Source organism: Gemmatimonadaceae bacterium, assembly GCA_020852815.1.
Taxonomy (GTDB): Bacteria; Gemmatimonadota; Gemmatimonadetes; order Gemmatimonadales; family Gemmatimonadaceae; genus SCN-70-22.
Window position 1 is genome coordinate 347,549 of record JADZAN010000024.1, and the last position, 15,873, is coordinate 363,421.

Here is a 15,873-nt window from a genome sequence, read left to right on the forward strand (position 1 = left end):
GTGCGCGGCCAAGGCGTTCGGTGCCGCGCAGCGATCGCACGCTGCGCGATCACATCGACTACCGCGACAGCCGCAACCCGAAGCTCGCCGTGCGCCCCTGCGTGATCTGCAGGTTGTCGCGCTCGTTCTGCTGGACGTTGGTCACGTTGTCCAGGCGCAGGTACCACTCCGCGCCGCGCGCGAGCGCGTACGAGAAGCCGATGAAGGGCTTCGTGATCGACGGGTACTCCACCCAGTAGCTGCGCATCTCCGGGTGCATCGTGTCGCCCCCCATCTCGTTGCCGTAGAACGAGAGCCAGTCGTAGCCGGTCCAGCGCCCAACGAACGACGCGCCAGCGGTGGCCCGGAAGCGCGCGCCTTCCCAGGTGAGCGAGGCCATTCCCGCCGTGGTGGGCACCTCGGGCACGCGGTCGCCGACACCCAGGTCGCCCGTGTACGAGCGGGAAAGCGCCTGCACGCGCGAGTCGGTGAGCGCCCAGGTGAGGTCGCCGCGCAGCGGCCCGGTGCGCGCGCTCCCTTCCAGCTCGATCCCGCGGTTGTGGATCTGCCCCACGTTCTGGAACTGGACCGTGCGCGCGCTCATGCGCCGGTTGGCCACCACCTGCTGGATGAGCCCGTCCGCTGTCTGGCTGTAGGTGGTGAGCGACAGGTTGGCGCGGTCGCCGACATACAACTCGACCCCCGCCTCGGTGCCGGACTGCACCTCGGGCATGAGGTTGGGGTTGGCCAACTGGCGGAAGCCCAGCGTCTGGATGGCGCGGCGCGCGTTAGGCTGTGGCGGGCGGATCCCCTTGCCGTACGCCGTGCGGAACTTCACGGTCGCGCCGCCGAGGTCGCGCGTGAAGGCCGCGCCGACCATGGGCGCGAACGCCGTCCCGTAGTTGTCGCCGAACGACGAGTTGTGCTCGCCGCGCAGCCCGGCGGTGAGGAAGAAGGCGTCGTGCACGTCCAGCTTCACCTGTCCAAACAGCCCGCTGTTGTTCACGCGGTCGTTGTACAGCGACGCCAGCCCGCTCCCCGTCCCCGAGAGGTCGGAGCGGTAACCCAGCCGCTCGCGCAGCAGGACGCTCCGCTCCGCGCCTAACGTGGCGCGCAGCGAGAGGTCGGGGCCGTCGACGAGCGTGAGCGCCATCGCGTAGCGCAACGACGTCTTGGCGGCGTTCTCCTTGGTGGCGCCGAGCAGTGCGTCGGCAACGGTGGCCGGCTCGCGCTGCGGCGCGATGGCGCCCGCGTGACGATCGAGCCCGATCACCAGCGTCTGCCGAAACCAGCTGCGCGGCTGATAGTCGGCGGTGAGGCCGTACGTCTCGTTCTCGATTTCCTGCGCCTCGAGGAGGGGGCGAATGGTGGACGGGACGGGGTTGTTGCCGAGGAGCGGGTTGGACGGTGCGATGAAATGGATGTCCGCATAGCGCATCGTCGCGTCCAGGCGGAGCGGGCCCAGCATGGTGCGCGCCCCGCCAAACGTCCCGCGATATCCCGACGAACCACCGGGGACGATTGCCCCCGCCTGCTCGAATGTGCCGCCCAGCCCTAACGACGATCGCGCCGAGCCCACCGAGAGCATGGCCGAGTGATGCTGCGTCCCGCTGGCGCGCTCGGTGAAGCGACTCTCCATCATCCCGCCGGTGAGCGACGCATCGATGCGCGGCTTCCACGTGGCCGACGGCGACCCCTTCTTCGTCACGACCTGCACCACACCGCTGATGGCGTCCGAACCGTACAGCGCCGATCCCTGCGGCCCGCGAATCACCTCGATGCGCTCCACCGAGTACGGGTCGATGGCGAAGAGGAGGTAGGGCGACGCAAGCTCGACCCCGTCGACGTACGTCTTGAGGTAGTTCGCGTTGAACGACGCGGAACCGCGCACCGAACCGATCTGGGCAAACGGACCCGAGATCCCGAGGTCCCACGCCACCACGCCGGGAATCCCCGTGCGAAAGAGCTGCTCCATGCTCGTGGCCCCGCTCTGCGCGATCTGCGTCGCGCTGAGGACCGAGACCGCGCTCGCCAGCGATCGCTCAGGCGCCCCGGCGGCCGGCGTCCCCATCACCAGGACGCGATCGATCACCTGCGGGCGCAGCGACTGCCGGGTGAATAGCGGCGACACCGGCGCGGCACTCGAGTCGGCGTAAAGCGCCGCCACGCTGTACAGCGACCGCCCGGGCACCTTCACCAGGATCACGTAGCCCGACGGGCTCACGACCACGTCGAGATCGGTGTCGCGCAGGATCTCGCGAATGACGTCGCCCACCGGCGTCCGCTCGCGCGCCACCGTCACGCGGCGCATGGCCGGGATGATGTCGCTGGAGTACGAGAGGCGAAGGGCGGCGCGCTCCGCCACCTCGCGCAGCGCCTGCTCGATCGGGACGCCGACCAGGTGCAGCGAAACCGGGCGCGCGAGGAGGGCGCTACGAGACGCGACGCGCGCGTCCGCCGCAGAATCGGCGCGCGCGACCTGCCGTTCCGTGGCGTGCTGGGCCCACGCGATGCCGGATGGGCGGGTGGCAAGCGCCACGAGGGCGGCGCTCGCCCATGCGCGCGCCGCCCTCCGCGTGATGCCCCCGCACCGGGATTTCACGCACCGCCCTCCGCCAGTTGCAATTCGCGGTCGCGCGGGGCGGACGAGGAGTAGCCCGACCCGAGGAACTGCACCTGCGCGCCAGTGCGCGTGTAACGGACGTCGAGGCTCATCCCGATGATGCGAAGGACTTCGTCGAGCGTCTCGCGCTCGAACGTGACGGTCAGGTGCTTGTCGGCGATCGCGGCATCGGTGACGCGCACCTGGACCCCGTACCAACGTTCGAGATCGCGCGCCACGTCGGCCAGCGGGGTATCCGTAAAGATGAGACGCCCCGATGAGAAGGCTGTGAACGGCGACACGTCGATCCCGCGCTGCACGTCGATCGAGCCCGCGCCGGCGATGGTCGCCATATCCCTCGGCTCGAGCACGATCGCGGTGTCGGCACTGGCGCCGTGCCGCACGGCCACCGACCCAGACGCCACGGCCACGCGCACCGATTCGCTCTCTCCGTACCCACGCACCGCGAACTCGGTACCGAGGTCCTCTATGACGGTCTTCCCCACAAAGACCCGGAACGGCCGAGCCTGGTCGTGCACCACCGTAAACAGCGCCTCGCCGGTGAGTTCGATTTCGCGCGCCCCCTTCCCGAACCCCTCGCGTGCACGGAGCGTCGACGACACGCCGAGGCTGACCACCGATCCGTCGGGGAGCTTGACCGACCGGCGCTGGCCGGTCGCGGTGGCGAACGACGCGGGCTCGCCGATCGCTACCTGCGTTCGATTGTCGCTGCTCGAACGCAGCCTTGGCAGGAGGGTGGCTCCAGCGATGAGGATGACAGCGGCCGCGGCCACCCGCAGGATGACGCCAGTCTCCAGCCACCAACGACGCCGCGCTGCGATCGAGACGACTGGAGCGCCCTTGAAGTCGTTTCGAGGTGCGGCTCCGGGAGCCGTCCGAGCTGCCGACCCTGCCCCGGCTACGCGCGACGAGAGCTTCGACCATGCGCCGTCCACATCCCACACTGGCTCAGGGAGTGGCGCTTTCCACGCGATGCGCATCGCCTCGAGCGCAGCGGCCCGCGACGAGTCGCCGGCGGCCCACTGCTCGGTCGCCAGCCGCTCGGCATCGGACCCTTCGCCCGCGAGGAGGCGGGCGAGGCGCTCGTAGTCGCCGTCGGAGAGTTGGTCGGGATGCATGGAGTCTGGATCGCGCACGACAGGGAGACACGCGGGGAACCGCCCCCCCCTACCCGGGGTCGATGCGAGGCTCGGCCGTGGAATCGCCGTGCCGCGCCCCTTGGTCGCCGAAGTGGGGGGATGTTAACGTCACCGCGCCCGTTTGGCACTCATCCCGCGACATGACCGCTCCGCTCGACGACGACGGCGATCCAATGGAAGGGGGGGGCGACAGTCGCGACCTCCCACCGTCGGACTTTCCGGCACCGGCGGCGGCGTCGCTGCGCGGCGATGCCGACCTGCTTCGCCGTTTGCGCGCGGGCGACGAGCGGGCGCTCGAGGAGTTGTTTCGCGCATACTACGCCGGGATGTGCGCCTTTGTCCGGCGCTTCGTGCACGCCCCCGACATCGCCGAGGAGCTGGTCCAGGACGTCTTCTTCAAGTTGTGGTCGAAGCGCGAGGCGCTCTCGGACATCGATGCGCTGCGGACCTATCTCTTTCGCGCCGCGCGAAACACCGCGCTCAACCACCTCCGGCGAAAGAAGCTCGAGAATGCGTGGGAGGAGCAGGAGGCGGCGCGCGGCGAGCCGATGACCAACGCTGCCACCGACGACGACGCCTCGACCGACGAGGTCTCGCGGGCGGTCAACGGTGCCATTTCCAGGCTTCCGACGCGTTGCCGTGAGATCTTCGTCATGAGCCGCGAGGGGAACATGACGTACGCCGAGATCGCCGGCGCGCTGGGCATCTCCATCAAGACGGTCGAGACGCAGATGGGGCGTGCGCTCAAGTCGCTGCGCGCGTCGCTGGCGAAGTACCGCTGAGCCGCCAGGATCAATGTCGATCAGGGGCTCGTCGCCTGCGCGGTGTCTCAACGATGATGCGATGGCCGCGATTCTCGAGGGCGCGCCGTGCGTCGCGCGCGGGCGACGTCGGGCAGTGGAGCGAATCGTGAACCGGATCGTCGTGACGAAGGGGCATGGCCGGTTGCTGGCGCTGTTGGGGGTCGTGGCCCTCTGCGCCTGTGTCGATGCGCCCGATGTCTCGTCGCCGACCTCGGACGATACGCCGCAATCCGAATGGCTGGCGCAGACCTTCGACGCGATGTCGCGTGCATCGGCGCAATCCGGCGACCTGGCGCGCAGCGATGGCTTCACGCATGCGGCGCTGGCGGTGCGTGGTGGCGTGACGCCGTCGCGCCTCGAGGTGCAGACGGGGACATCGACCGAGGTGTACGACGCCATTGTCGCGGCGGCGCAGTGGGACAGCACGCTCTCGCCTAACGTGCGCCCGCCGGCGCGCCGAACGCTCGTGGGCTGGCGCCGCACCGACCTGGGGAAGACGCGGGTCCTCGTCCTCGCGTCGCCAAACGACTCGGCGATCGTCCTGAGCCCGTTGTCGCTCGGGATGGGGATGTCGACCACCGCGGCCTTCGCTGCGGCCTCGGCGATGCAGCACGAGCTATCGGACAACGCTTCGGGGTACGGAGACTTCAGCTCGGCGTGGTACGGGACCAGCGGATGGGTGAAGTTGCGCGAGGTGGCGGTGATTGGCAGCTGCGCCGACTCGGCGCGCCTGGTCAACCAGCTCGGGTTGTCGCGCTGCGAGGAGACGCGCTACCTGGTTCGCTTCGACCTTACCATGCAGCGACTCACCGGGCGCCCACCGCAGGAAGTGCCGGGAACGCAGGCGCGGCGCACGTGGAGCGTGGGCGAGCCGGTGGTGAGCGGCGTGCGCATCCGCTTCTCGTGTGTGGCGCCCAGGGGTGACCGGGGGTGCAAGCCGTGACAGGCACCGTGAAGCCAGCGTGACACGCAACGAGGGCCGCCCCGAATGGGACTGCCCTCGTTGCGATGTCACGCCCGGTCGATGGCCGGCAGGCGCGGTCCGTGCTGGCGCCGCGGCCGGGCGGCGTCGCCTAACGATCCGTGAGGATGAAGGCGCGGAGCGGGGCGCCGCCGGTGGTGTTGTCGGCGGCGACGATCGTGCGCCCCGTCCCGCCGGTGAAGGCTTGCGAGGCGACGTTGATCGACACGCTTGCCGCGCGCTGGGCGGCCGCCGTTCCAGCAGGAACGGCGCGGATCTGGTAGGTCCCCGGTACCACGGTGAAGTACGCCGAGGCGGCGCGGAAGGCGACGTTGGAGAGCGTTGGCGTTGCCGCCGCGAGGTCGGCACCGACCGCCGTGACGAAGAGGTCGATGTTCCCCGCGGTTGGGCTCAGGTGGACCAGGCGCAGGCGCGACTGTGTAGCTGGCGGGGCAGGATTCGTGTCCACGGTGGCGAACTGCGTGATGGCCGACGCCGCCGCGCCGCCGATGGCGTAGATGCTCTTGTCCTGCCCCTCGACGATGTTGAAGGTGAAGGAGGCGACCGTCACGCTCGTGTCGGCGGTGCGCTTGAGGACGAGGGTGCGATCGCCGGTGAGGATGGCCGCGTACGGCGCGGTGTTCGGCGCGGCGAGCGAGATGGGTGTGCTCGCCGTGTAGGTGAGGTTCACGCCGAACGGGAGCTGCTCGAGGATCGCGTTCACGCGTCCGCGCGTGGTGTCGTTGATGAGGTTCACGAAGCGGACGCGTCCCTGCGTTCCCGACGGCTGCAACGGGCCGGCGGCCTTCTCGGTCCCGCATGCCGCGACGACGGCTGCCGCGAGGAGGGCGAGCCAGGGGAGCCGGCGCGCGGGGTGGTGCGGCATGGTGATATGAGAGCTCGTCATGGGTGGTCGGCGCCTCACTGGAAGGAGCAGGAGGCGGGGAAGGCCGTCGGCTCCGTGGGATCCGGGAGGACGGCGGTGGTCGCGTTGGGGTTGGCGTTGCGATCGCCCACGGCATAGGGGAGCCAGCAGCGCTGCCCATCGCTCGGGACGCTGGGGGCGGCCACGGGGCCGCGCACGGTGCCGCGGCGGCGCGCATCCTCCCAGCGCAACCCGGTGCCCAGCAGCTCGTACTTCCGCTGCCGGTAGATCTCCGCGAGGAGTTGCGCCTGCGTGAGTTGCGACGTGAGGGCGGGGAGGCAGGCCTTAGGATCGTCGAGTCCGCGTCCGCCGGTGCAGTCGGTGCGCACCGAGTCGAGCGCGGCCTGCGCCGCCGCCACCTGGTTCTGGTTCGCCAGCGCCTCGGCCTTGATGAGGAGCGCCTCGTCGGGGAAGTAGACGGGGAGCGGCGCCTGCGGGTTGGCGTAGCGGTTCCACGGATCGAGCAGCGCGCCCACGCGACCGGTGAGCGTTGTCGAGGGTGTGACAAACCAGGCAAAGCGTTGGTCCTGCGCCAGCATCGAGGTGCGCCACTGGCGCCGCACGGCGATTCCGTTGGTCCCGCCCGTCACGTTCGCGTACGGATTGACGTTGGGCGACGGGAAGGTGAGCAGCGACATCGCCGCCGTACCCGACCGCGCCACCGCATTGGCGGCGGCGAGCGCCGTGGCATCGTCGTTGGCCATGCGGGCGTACCGTGCCCGGAAGAGGTTGAGGACGTTGGGGAGCGACACGCCGGGGGTGAGGATGCTGCTGTTGAAGAAGGCGCTCGGCGGGGTGGTGGCGAGGATCAGGGCCGCCGAATCGAGCAGGGCGCGCACATAGGGGAGTGCCTGAGCGCGCGGGACGTAGACCGGTGCCGTCTCGCCGAACGTCTTGATGGGCGCCTTCTGGTACGACTGGATGGCTTCGCCTAACGCCTCGGCTTTCATGGTGTAGGCGAGTGCCTGCAATCCGGCCTTGGTCCCGGCATCGAACTGCGCCCCGAGGGCGTTGGCCCCGTTGAGCAGGTCGTCGGCGGTGCGCACCGTGCGGTAGATCGAGTTGAAGACGTTGTCGGCGATCCCGGTCCCGGTGGGCACCGCGCCCTGCTCTGCGTCGGATATCGAGATGAGCGCCGCCGTGGTGGACGCGAACTCGTCGGTCACGAGCCCGGCCATGTAGGCGTAGTTGAAGTACGAGGTGGCGAAGCGTCCCTGCAGCCCGGTGGCGAGGGCAATCACGCCGTCGGGGCTGGTGGTCACCTGTCCCTCGGTAGGGGCGTTGGGGTTCTGCAGGTCCAGCGAGCAGGCGCCTAACGCCAGCGCGGCCGCGGCGACCAGCGTTGCCGGGAGCACTCGGGTGCGTCGTGTGGTGTGCATGGTGTCGTCGCGCTCCGGGTCAGTACGTGAATCGCGCACTGATCGACCACACGCGCGGAATGGGGTAGCCACCGAAATCGAAGCCGCGGTCGGCGGCGGTCGTCTGCACCGAGCCCAGGCCGCCGGCGTTGGTGCCGAAGAGGTTGATCTCCGGATCGTAGCCGCGGTAGTCGGTCCAGACCCAGAGGTTGCGCCCGGAGAGCGTGAGCGCGACGCCGTCGCGGAAGACGCGCTTCACGAAGGGTTGGTCCAGCGTGTAGCTGGCGGACAGCTCGCGCAGCTTCACGAAGGTGCCGTCCTCGATCCAGTACTCGAAGATTCCCTGTGTGCGGGCGTTGAATCCCGGCGGGAGCTTGCGCGGGTCGCCGTACGGGAGGAGTTCGCGCTCCATCTCCTTCGAGTTGCTGGCGACGCCGGCGTTCTGGGCGCGCGTCGACAGGTTCATGATGTCGTTCCCGAAAACCCCGTCGAGCAGGACGCGGAAGCGGAGCTTCCGGAAGACGGTGAACTCGTTGAGGAGCGAGGCGAGAAAGTCGGGGTTGGGATCGCCGATGATGGCGTTGAGCGAGTCGTTGCACGTCCCGCCGGAAATCGCCTGCCGCCTGGCCAGCGTCGCCCCCATGTCCACCGTCTGGTTGCTGCGGCGGTAGCGTCCTAACGAGTCGAGCAGCAGCGCGCCGGTGAGGCAGTTGCGCGCCGCGTACGAGCCGTAGAACGAGCCGGCCGGATACCCGGTGCGAATGCGGTTGGGGTAGCCACCCGCCGACTGGAAGTCCTGGATCGACAGCGACTCCACGTTGTTCTTGTTGCGGGTGTAGGTCGCCGTCGACGACCACTGGAAGTCGGGCTGGTCGACGTTGGTGGTGCGCACCATGACCTCGAAGCCCTTGTTCGACATGCTCCCGATGGGATAGAACTGGCGCGAGAAGCCGGTGCTCGTGGGGAGCGGGCGGAAGAACAGGAGGTCGCTCACCAGGCGGTCGTAGTAGGTCAGCTCACCCCCCACGCGAGCGTTGAGGAAGCCGACCTCGGCGCCGAGTTCCCACTCGCGCGCACGCTCGTTGCGCAGCGTGGGGTTGCCGTAGGTGACGTCGTTCACGAAGCCCGGGCGCCCGGCAAACGGGCTCTGCGCAAAGGTGACAAACTGCGAATAGGCGTTGACGATCCCCGGCTGCGAACCGGCCCAGCCCAGCGCGCCGCGCAGGCGCAGGTTGTTGAACATCCCCGAGCGGTTGTCGACGAGGACGTACGACGCCGAGAACTTGGGGAAGAGCTGCCACCGCTCCGACGGGGCAAAGGTCGACGAGGCGTCGTACCGCGCCGCGGCGGTGAGGAAGAGCCGGTCGGCGATGGAGACTTCCTGCTGTGCATAGAAGCCCAGCGTGCGCAACTCGACCTCGGTCTGCGCGGCTGAAAAGACGGAGCCCGCACTCACGAGATCACCCACCGGCGCCAGGCCGTTGGCCACCGCACTCGTGGTGCGCACCAGCTGCGACGTGAAGTTGAAGCCGCCGGTGGTGCGCAGCTCGAGGTTGGCCAGCGTGGGCCACGTGTACGTGGCGATCCCGTCCTGGTTGATGACGCGGTTCCCCTGCCACACCGACTGCGAGCGCCCGGTGGCCAGCGGCGAGGTGCCAAGCACCGCGTTACGCGGGATGAACTGCCGCTGCTCGAAGCCGGTGTTGTCCACTCCCAACGTGTAGTCGAGGAGGAGCGACGGGAGCGGCGTCCACGTGAGCTTCGTGGAGCCAATGAAGCGATCGACGGTCTGCGGGTTGCGCATGCGGTCGATGGCGAGGAGCGGGTTGGTTCCCAGCGCCGGCGGGAGCGGATAGATCCCGTTCACCGGGCGGAAGTCGACGTTGGTGGGGGCGAAGAAGAGCGACCCCATGATCCCATAGTCGTTCTGCTCGCCGAACGCCTGGAACTGGTTCTGCGTGCTGACGTAGTTGGCCGTGACGTTGGCAATGAGGCGCGACGACAGTTGCTGCTGCAGGTTCACGCGACCGCCAGTTCGCCTGGACGACGTGGAGCGCATGATCCCGTCTTCATCGCTCAGGTTCCCGCTGATGAAGTAGCGCGTCTGGTCGTTCCCCCCTTCCACCGTGAGGTTTCCCTCCATGGCCGGGGCGCGCTGGAAGATGTCGTCCTGGTAGTTGAAGCGCTGGACCGGGAGCCCGGCCTCGTTGTACGGATAGAAGTTGAAGGGCTGCTGGGCGCGCAGCTCGTTGGTGGCGTAGCGCGTGGTGAGCCCAAACTTCGGCTTGCCGATGGTGCCGCGGCGCGTGAAGATCTGCACGACGCCGTTGTTGGCGCGCGACCCGTACAGCGCCGCCGCCGCCGCGCCGCGGATGATCTCCACGCGCTCGATGTCGGCCGGGTTGAGGTCGGCCAGGCGGTTCTGCGGGTTGGCGCGCGTCCCCAGGTCCGCCAGCTGCGCCGAGCCGTTGTCGATGATGACGCCATCGACGATGTACAGCGGGTCGGAGCCGGAGATGAACGAGTTGGTCCCGCGCAGGCGCACGGAGACGCCGCCGCCGCCGGGACCGCCGGAGTTCTGCGAGATCTGGGCGCCGGCAATCTTCCCCTGCAACGCCTGGTCGACGGTGACCGCCACGGCGCGCGAGATGAGCGCCGAGTCGACCGAGGCCACGCTCGTCCCGACCTTCCGCTTCTCGGTTGGGGCGGCAGAACCGGTGACGACGACCTCCGACAGGTTGACCGCGCTCACCTGCAACGCGAAGTCGGCGGTGGCCGTGGCGCCGGCGGTGATGGTGACCGCCTTGGTCGCCGGCTGGAAGCCGAGGCGCCGCGCGGTGACCGAGCGCGTCCCCACTGGGACGTTGACGAGGGTGTAGTTCCCCTCGGCGTCGGTCATCGCGCCAATGCGCGTGTCGGCGACGAGGAGCTGGACATCACCGACGCCTCGCCCCGAGGCGGCATCGGTGACTCGGCCACGCACCGTTCCCGTGGTACCCTGCGCGTGCAGGGCGCCGGGAAGCGCGGCGGCGAGGGCAAGCGCGCACAACCAGCCGCGCCACTGACGAACGAGAGACATCGAGACTCCTCCGAATCGACGGTGAAAGCCAGGGCCCGTCACGGGTGGCGTCGCCAACGGTAGCCGCGCCGTTGCCGGAGCAGTTGACCGGCGTTGCGGCTCCCGGTGTCGAAGCCGCGTTCAGGCCCGCGCGACAACGAACAGCACCGAGGCTGGGCTCCCGGTGGCGGGGTGTAACGGTTCGATCACGTCCTGCACCTGGAAGCCGCTGTGCACCAGGAGCCGGATCCAACTCCCCATCGTCCGATAGTACCAGGGCGGGGGATCGCGAAAGTCAGCGCTGAAGCCAGCCCACGACCCCTCGCGCCATGCGTCCATATACGGATGCTCGCCGCGCGCTGTCGCCGGGTGCAACGTCTGGACGATCAACGCGCCATGCGGAACGAGGAGTGCCGGGATATGCCGTATCAGGGCCTCGACCGCGTCACCGCCGATGAGGGAGAAATTGGCGACGGCGAGGTCGAATGCGACACCGGGCGGACCGTCCATCGCCCCGCCAGCGAGCGCTTCATACGTCATGACACGATAGTCGCCCGCGGCGTCGGCATGGCGAGCAGCCTCGACCAGCGCGGGGACGGCGTCAACTCCTGTCACGCGGATCCCGCGTTGCGCCATCGCGCGCGACAACCACCCTTCCCCACAGCCGATGTCGAGGGCGGTGCGGGGTGACCATCGCTCCACCTCGGCCAGCACCGCACGATCGGTGACGAGCCGCCGGCTCTCGATTAGCCCGCCGCGCACGGCGACGGACCACGGGTCGGCGTTGGTGTGCCAGGCGGCAAGAACCTGGGCGTCGGACAGCGGCAACGGACCGGCGTCGGGCATTGGCGAGTGATGACGATGGGAGGAGGGAGCGACGCCGGACAATGTAGCGAGCAGCGCCGCCCTCGACCCCCTACAAAACGAAAGCGGCCACCCCTTGGCAGCCGCTTTCGTGCAACAACTCTCGAAGTGTGCGCTTCCGAACTCCCGTCCCCCGTCCCCCGTCCCCCGTCCCGGCCTTCAGTCCTCCGGATCGAGGATCTTCTTGATCTGCGCTCGGGCGTCGTCCAGGTGCGCGCGCGTGGTGCGGTCGGTGGCGCGTCCCGCCGAGGCTGCCAACTGCGCGTCGAGCGCGCGCAGTTCGGCGCGGAAGATCGCCTTGATGTCGCTCGTGGCGCGGGCGCCGGCGAACTGCGCGGCAAACTGCGCCGGCAATCCGGCCGGGAGCTGCACGGGACGCGGGTTGATCTTGGCCTCGACCGCGGCGAGGTAGGAGCGTTGCAGCTCGCGGCGATAGGCGTCGATGCGGACGTTCCCGCCCGTCAGCTCGCTCCAGATCCCGTTGCGCACATCGGCCGCCATCTCGGCCAGCGAGTACGACTCGCCCGGCTTGGCCATCGCGTCGAACTCGATGAGGCGCTCGAGGCGCCGATCGTTGAACAGCGAGCCAAGGATGCGCGTCTGCGACTGGTTGATGCGGCGAATCGCCCCCTCCACCTCGATCTTGCGCAGGATGTCGTCGACCAGGAAGTAGGTCGGCGTGGCGAAGGCGTTCTCGTTGAGGAACTTCACCGCGTCCTTCTGTTGCTGCCGCGAGTTGGGGACATAGCGCGGGCCGGCCTGGCCGGCGTACTTCTCCTGCGCCTGCGTTCCCCCCACGACGTCGGCCACGTGCGTCAGCTCGGTCGCCCACTGCCCGATCAGGCGTCCGTAGAGCAGCGTCAGGTCGTCGTAGTTCTGCCCATCGCGCACCGTGGCGGGGACGAGGAGCGGGACGATCTGCTTGATCGACTTCATCCCCCATCCCGTCGCCTTCACGGCGTCGGCGTCGCCCACCGCCTCGCTGTGGTCACCGGGGTCGGCGCCGCGCGAGTCGGACATGTTGAATCGATACCAGGGGACCGTGTCCTGCTCGCGCGACCAGCGGTCGAGCGTGGCCCACTCGTCGTCCGAGGTGCGGGCCGACGGGATCGGCGAGTAGCCCCAGCGGATGATGTACTTGTCGTACGGGCCGATGCGCGGGATGAGGTCGGACAGCGGAATCCCGTCCTCGGGCTGCGCCGTGTAGTTGAAGCGCGAATAGTCCATGATCGAGGGCGAATGCCCCATCCTGGCCACCCACGTCCTGGAGCGCACCGAGTCCACCGGATACGTCGACGATCCCTTCTGGTCGTGCTGGAGGCCTAACGTGTGCCCCACTTCGTGGGCGACGACGAACTCCACCAGGCGCCCCATCAGCGAGTCGGGGAAGGGCCACTGGCGTGCGCGCGGGTCCAGGTGCGCCACCTGCGTGAAGTACCACGCGCGCTGCAGCGTCATGATGTTGTGGTACATGTAGATGTCCGACTCGATGATCTCGCCCGAGCGCGGGTCGTTCACGTTAGGCCCGGTGGCGTTCTCGATCGTCGAGGGGAACCAGCGCACCACGGAGTAGCGCGCGTCCTCGGGCGACCAGTCGGGGTCGTTCTTCGGGGCGTCGGCGGCAACGATCCCGCGAATGAAGCCGGCCTCCTCGAAGGCGGGCTGCCAGGCCTCGATCCCCTTGCGCACGTACGGCTTGAGCCAGTCCGGCGTCGCCGGGTCGACGTAGTACGTGATTGGCTTCACCGGCTCCGACTTGGCGGCGCTGGGGTCCTTCTTCTCCAGGCGCCAGCGCACGATGTACTCACGTTCCTGCGCCCGCTGCTCGGGGCGCGAGTAGTCGAGGTTACTGATGGAGAAGTAGCCCGTGCGCTTGTCGGCGAGGCGCGGCAGCATGGGGACGTCGGGGAGCTTCACCATGCTCCAGTGCATCACCAGCGACGCCGTCCCAGTGGCCGCCGGGGCAAACGGGTTCGCCTGCGCGGGGGCTGCGCCTGGCGGCGCGGCGATGGTCAGGATCGCCTCGACCTCGACGTTGGTCGGGAAGGAGAGGACCTTCTCGATGAAGGAGCGCGTGGGGTCGGGGGCGCCGCGGAACTGCGCCCCGGGGCCGATCTCGCTCGGCGGGGCCGTGTACAGGCGCGTCACGTCGATCACCGCCGAGCTGTCGGGGCCGTAAGCGTCGACGTTGAAGGCGGCGAGGATGAGGTCGAAGTTCGAGTTGCGCACCGCGCCGGCGATGGGCGTCGTCGAGTCGGCCACCGTCTCGAACGAGACGTTGCGGAGCAGGACGCGATTGTCGCGACGTTCCCAGCGCACCACGCGGCGCGGCCCCACCTGCTGGCCGCCGTAGCCGGCGTTGACCGGAACGCGCGCGGCGCGCGCCACGAGGAGGAGGTCCTTGTTCAGCGCCCGCCGGGGAATCTCGAACAGGACGCGCGAGCCGATGCGATGCGTCTTGAAGAGTCCATCGCGGGTGATCGCGTTGGGGGTGACGACGCGATTGTATGGGCGCGGCTGCGCCTCCGTGGGGCCGGCGCCGGGCCCCTGCGCGCGCGCGCTATCGCCGGGCTGCTGCGCGCCCGGTGCACCTGACGGCTGCCCGGGCACGCCCGGGGGAGTGCCAGCGTTGGGGCGCGGCGCGTTGGCGGGGCGCGGCGCTGGTGCGGTGGTCGGGGGAGCCGTCTTGCACGCCCCAAGGGCGAGCAGCGGGAGGAGCGTCGCCCCGAGGACGACGGTCGATCGCGACAACGACGAACGCGACATGGAGTGCCTGGCTCGAGGGCCTGACGAATGGTGAATCGAGCGGCGAAGCCCGGTGTGCTTCCGGGACACACGCAGAACGGCGCCCCGGCGTCCATAACCTACGCCGAGCCGCCGTCAGGCGCTGCCCCGTTGTTGCGGCGCCGCTCCCCCGCTCGCGGGGTTGCGGTCCCGATGTCGCCGGGCTGCTGTTGTGAACTACTTGGGAATGGCGACGTAGTCGACGCGCCCGGCGTTGAAGCGCGGCACGGCGACGCGCTGGCGCCTGGTGTCGACGCCGATGTCGGCCGGCGCCTCCATCCCCCCCTTCACCCGGGTCACGGCGCCGTTGGCGACCAGCGACAGCGACGAATCGGCCCAACTGGTGACGAGGATGCGCCCGTCGGCCAGCACCTCCACGCCGTCGTAGCTCCCCGGGCCCGTGGCGAGCTTGGTGACGCCCTGCTCCCCCGGCTTCCATGCGGTGATGTCGGGGCCACCAAAGCCCGCCAGGATGAAGCGCGCGTTGGCGGCGTCCCAGGCAATGCCGTTGGGGCGCGCAAGGAGCGAGTCGCCCTCGAGGGCAACGCGGGCCTTGCCGCCGGCGATGGCAAAGATCCGATCCTTGCCGGGGTGCGACATCTCGCCTGTCGCCGAGAAGCGGATCCCGGTGTCGGTCACGTAGACGGTGCCGTCAGCCGCAATGGCGACGTCGTTCAGGAAGGTGGCTCCCATCCCCGAGAGGTCGATCGCGGCGATCGCCGCCCCGCTGTTCTTGTCGAAGGCGCGCACCACATCGATGTCGGCCACCCAGAGCGTGTCGCCGGCCACGGCCATCCCCTTGGGGGCGTTGAGCGCGACTCCCTTCACCCCGCCGCGCACCAGGTCGATGCTCGCCGCGGAATTGCCGGCGTCGAGACGCACGATGAAGCCGTTGTTGTCCTTCTGGTTGGGGTTCCCGTCGATGTTGGAGACGAAGTACGCGTCCAGCGCGGCGTCGTAGCGCACGCTCTCCGGGACCTTGAGCCCCTCGGTCGACGGTGGGACGGCGCTGTCGGCGGCTTGCATTGTCGTCGCCGTCGCCGCGGTCGCCGCGCTGTCCGACGTCTTGGGTGCCTCGCCGCCGCAGCCGGCGAGGAGGATGCCAAACGAACCGAGGGCCAGCCGGCGCATCGCGCGCGACTGGGCGCCGGACAAAACGAATCGGGACATGGGATGGCTCCTGGGCGATGGACGAGCGGCCGCGGCGTGCACCGCGAGGGCGCGGTGGAGGGAGGATAATGTTGCGCGCGCGGTGGGGGGATTGGGACGGGAGTTGGGAGGTGCGCGCGGGGAGGGTGGTGGGGTGGGGGAGTCACACTACTGGGGGAGCGTCACACGGTAGCCCCCCGTCGCCCTCCCTTCCGTTGCGGAGCGATGGA

At 69.3% G+C, this 15,873-nt stretch carries 10 protein-coding genes; 2 read left to right on the forward strand and 8 right to left on the reverse strand.

The features are described from left to right. Positions 1-58: 58 nt before the first annotated feature. Positions 59-2,518 carry a TonB-dependent receptor gene (locus tag IT359_14715; GenBank protein MCC6930235.1) on the reverse strand — a complete coding sequence of 820 codons (2,460 nt, stop codon included), beginning with the start codon at positions 2,516-2,518 and terminating at the stop codon, positions 59-61. Positions 2,519-2,577: 59 nt separating this feature from the next. Beyond that, positions 2,578-3,720 (reverse strand): FecR domain-containing protein, encoded by a 1,143-nt coding sequence (locus tag IT359_14720; GenBank protein ID MCC6930236.1) that lies wholly within the window; start codon positions 3,718-3,720, stop codon positions 2,578-2,580. 161 nt (positions 3,721-3,881) lie between these two features. Between IT359_14720 and IT359_14725 the strand changes: the two genes are divergently transcribed. Both IT359_14725 and IT359_14730 read left to right on the forward strand, forming a co-directional pair. Continuing rightward, positions 3,882-4,523: an RNA polymerase sigma-70 factor gene (locus tag IT359_14725; protein MCC6930237.1), complete on the forward strand. Its 642-nt coding sequence runs from the start codon at positions 3,882-3,884 to the stop codon at positions 4,521-4,523. Between the two features lie 127 nt (positions 4,524-4,650). Then, positions 4,651-5,487, forward strand: a complete 837-nt coding sequence (locus IT359_14730; GenBank protein ID MCC6930238.1) for a hypothetical protein — start codon at positions 4,651-4,653, stop codon at positions 5,485-5,487. A gap of 130 nt (positions 5,488-5,617) precedes the next feature. On the opposite strand, the gene IT359_14735 is transcribed toward IT359_14730, so the two are convergent. From IT359_14735 to IT359_14760, 6 genes are all read right to left on the reverse strand, one after another. Next, on the reverse strand, positions 5,618-6,412 hold the full coding sequence (locus IT359_14735) for a DUF4397 domain-containing protein (GenBank protein MCC6930239.1): 795 nt from the start codon (positions 6,410-6,412) through the stop codon (positions 5,618-5,620). Positions 6,413-6,426: 14 nt separating this feature from the next. Further along, entirely contained in the window at positions 6,427-7,809 is a 1,383-nt protein-coding gene (locus IT359_14740) for a RagB/SusD family nutrient uptake outer membrane protein (protein ID MCC6930240.1), read from the reverse strand. 19 nt (positions 7,810-7,828) lie between these two features. Further along, positions 7,829-10,867 (reverse strand): TonB-dependent receptor, encoded by a 3,039-nt coding sequence (locus IT359_14745; GenBank protein ID MCC6930241.1) that lies wholly within the window; start codon positions 10,865-10,867, stop codon positions 7,829-7,831. A gap of 120 nt (positions 10,868-10,987) precedes the next feature. Further along, entirely contained in the window at positions 10,988-11,692 is a 705-nt protein-coding gene (locus IT359_14750; protein MCC6930242.1) for a methyltransferase domain-containing protein, read from the reverse strand. A gap of 177 nt (positions 11,693-11,869) precedes the next feature. Next, positions 11,870-14,476: a zinc-dependent metalloprotease gene (locus IT359_14755; GenBank protein MCC6930243.1), complete on the reverse strand. Its 2,607-nt coding sequence runs from the start codon at positions 14,474-14,476 to the stop codon at positions 11,870-11,872. A gap of 195 nt (positions 14,477-14,671) precedes the next feature. After that, positions 14,672-15,664 (reverse strand): SMP-30/gluconolactonase/LRE family protein, encoded by a 993-nt coding sequence (locus IT359_14760; GenBank protein ID MCC6930244.1) that lies wholly within the window; start codon positions 15,662-15,664, stop codon positions 14,672-14,674. Positions 15,665-15,873: the final 209 nt, after the last annotated feature.

Coding starts and splice junctions, on each gene's coding strand:
- IT359_14760 (MCC6930244.1), bottom strand. CDS start 15,664: ATGTCCCGATTCGTTTTGTCCGGCGCCCAGTCGCGCGCGATGCGCCGG.
- IT359_14755 (MCC6930243.1), bottom strand. CDS start 14,476: ATGTCGCGTTCGTCGTTGTCGCGATCGACCGTCGTCCTCGGGGCGACG.
- IT359_14720 (MCC6930236.1), bottom strand. CDS start 3,720: ATGCATCCCGACCAACTCTCCGACGGCGACTACGAGCGCCTCGCCCGC.
- IT359_14750 (MCC6930242.1), bottom strand. CDS start 11,692: ATGCCCGACGCCGGTCCGTTGCCGCTGTCCGACGCCCAGGTTCTTGCC.
- IT359_14740 (MCC6930240.1), bottom strand. CDS start 7,809: ATGCACACCACACGACGCACCCGAGTGCTCCCGGCAACGCTGGTCGCC.
- IT359_14745 (MCC6930241.1), bottom strand. CDS start 10,867: ATGTCTCTCGTTCGTCAGTGGCGCGGCTGGTTGTGCGCGCTTGCCCTC.
- IT359_14725 (MCC6930237.1), top strand. CDS start 3,882: ATGACCGCTCCGCTCGACGACGACGGCGATCCAATGGAAGGGGGGGGC.
- IT359_14735 (MCC6930239.1), bottom strand. CDS start 6,412: ATGACGAGCTCTCATATCACCATGCCGCACCACCCCGCGCGCCGGCTC.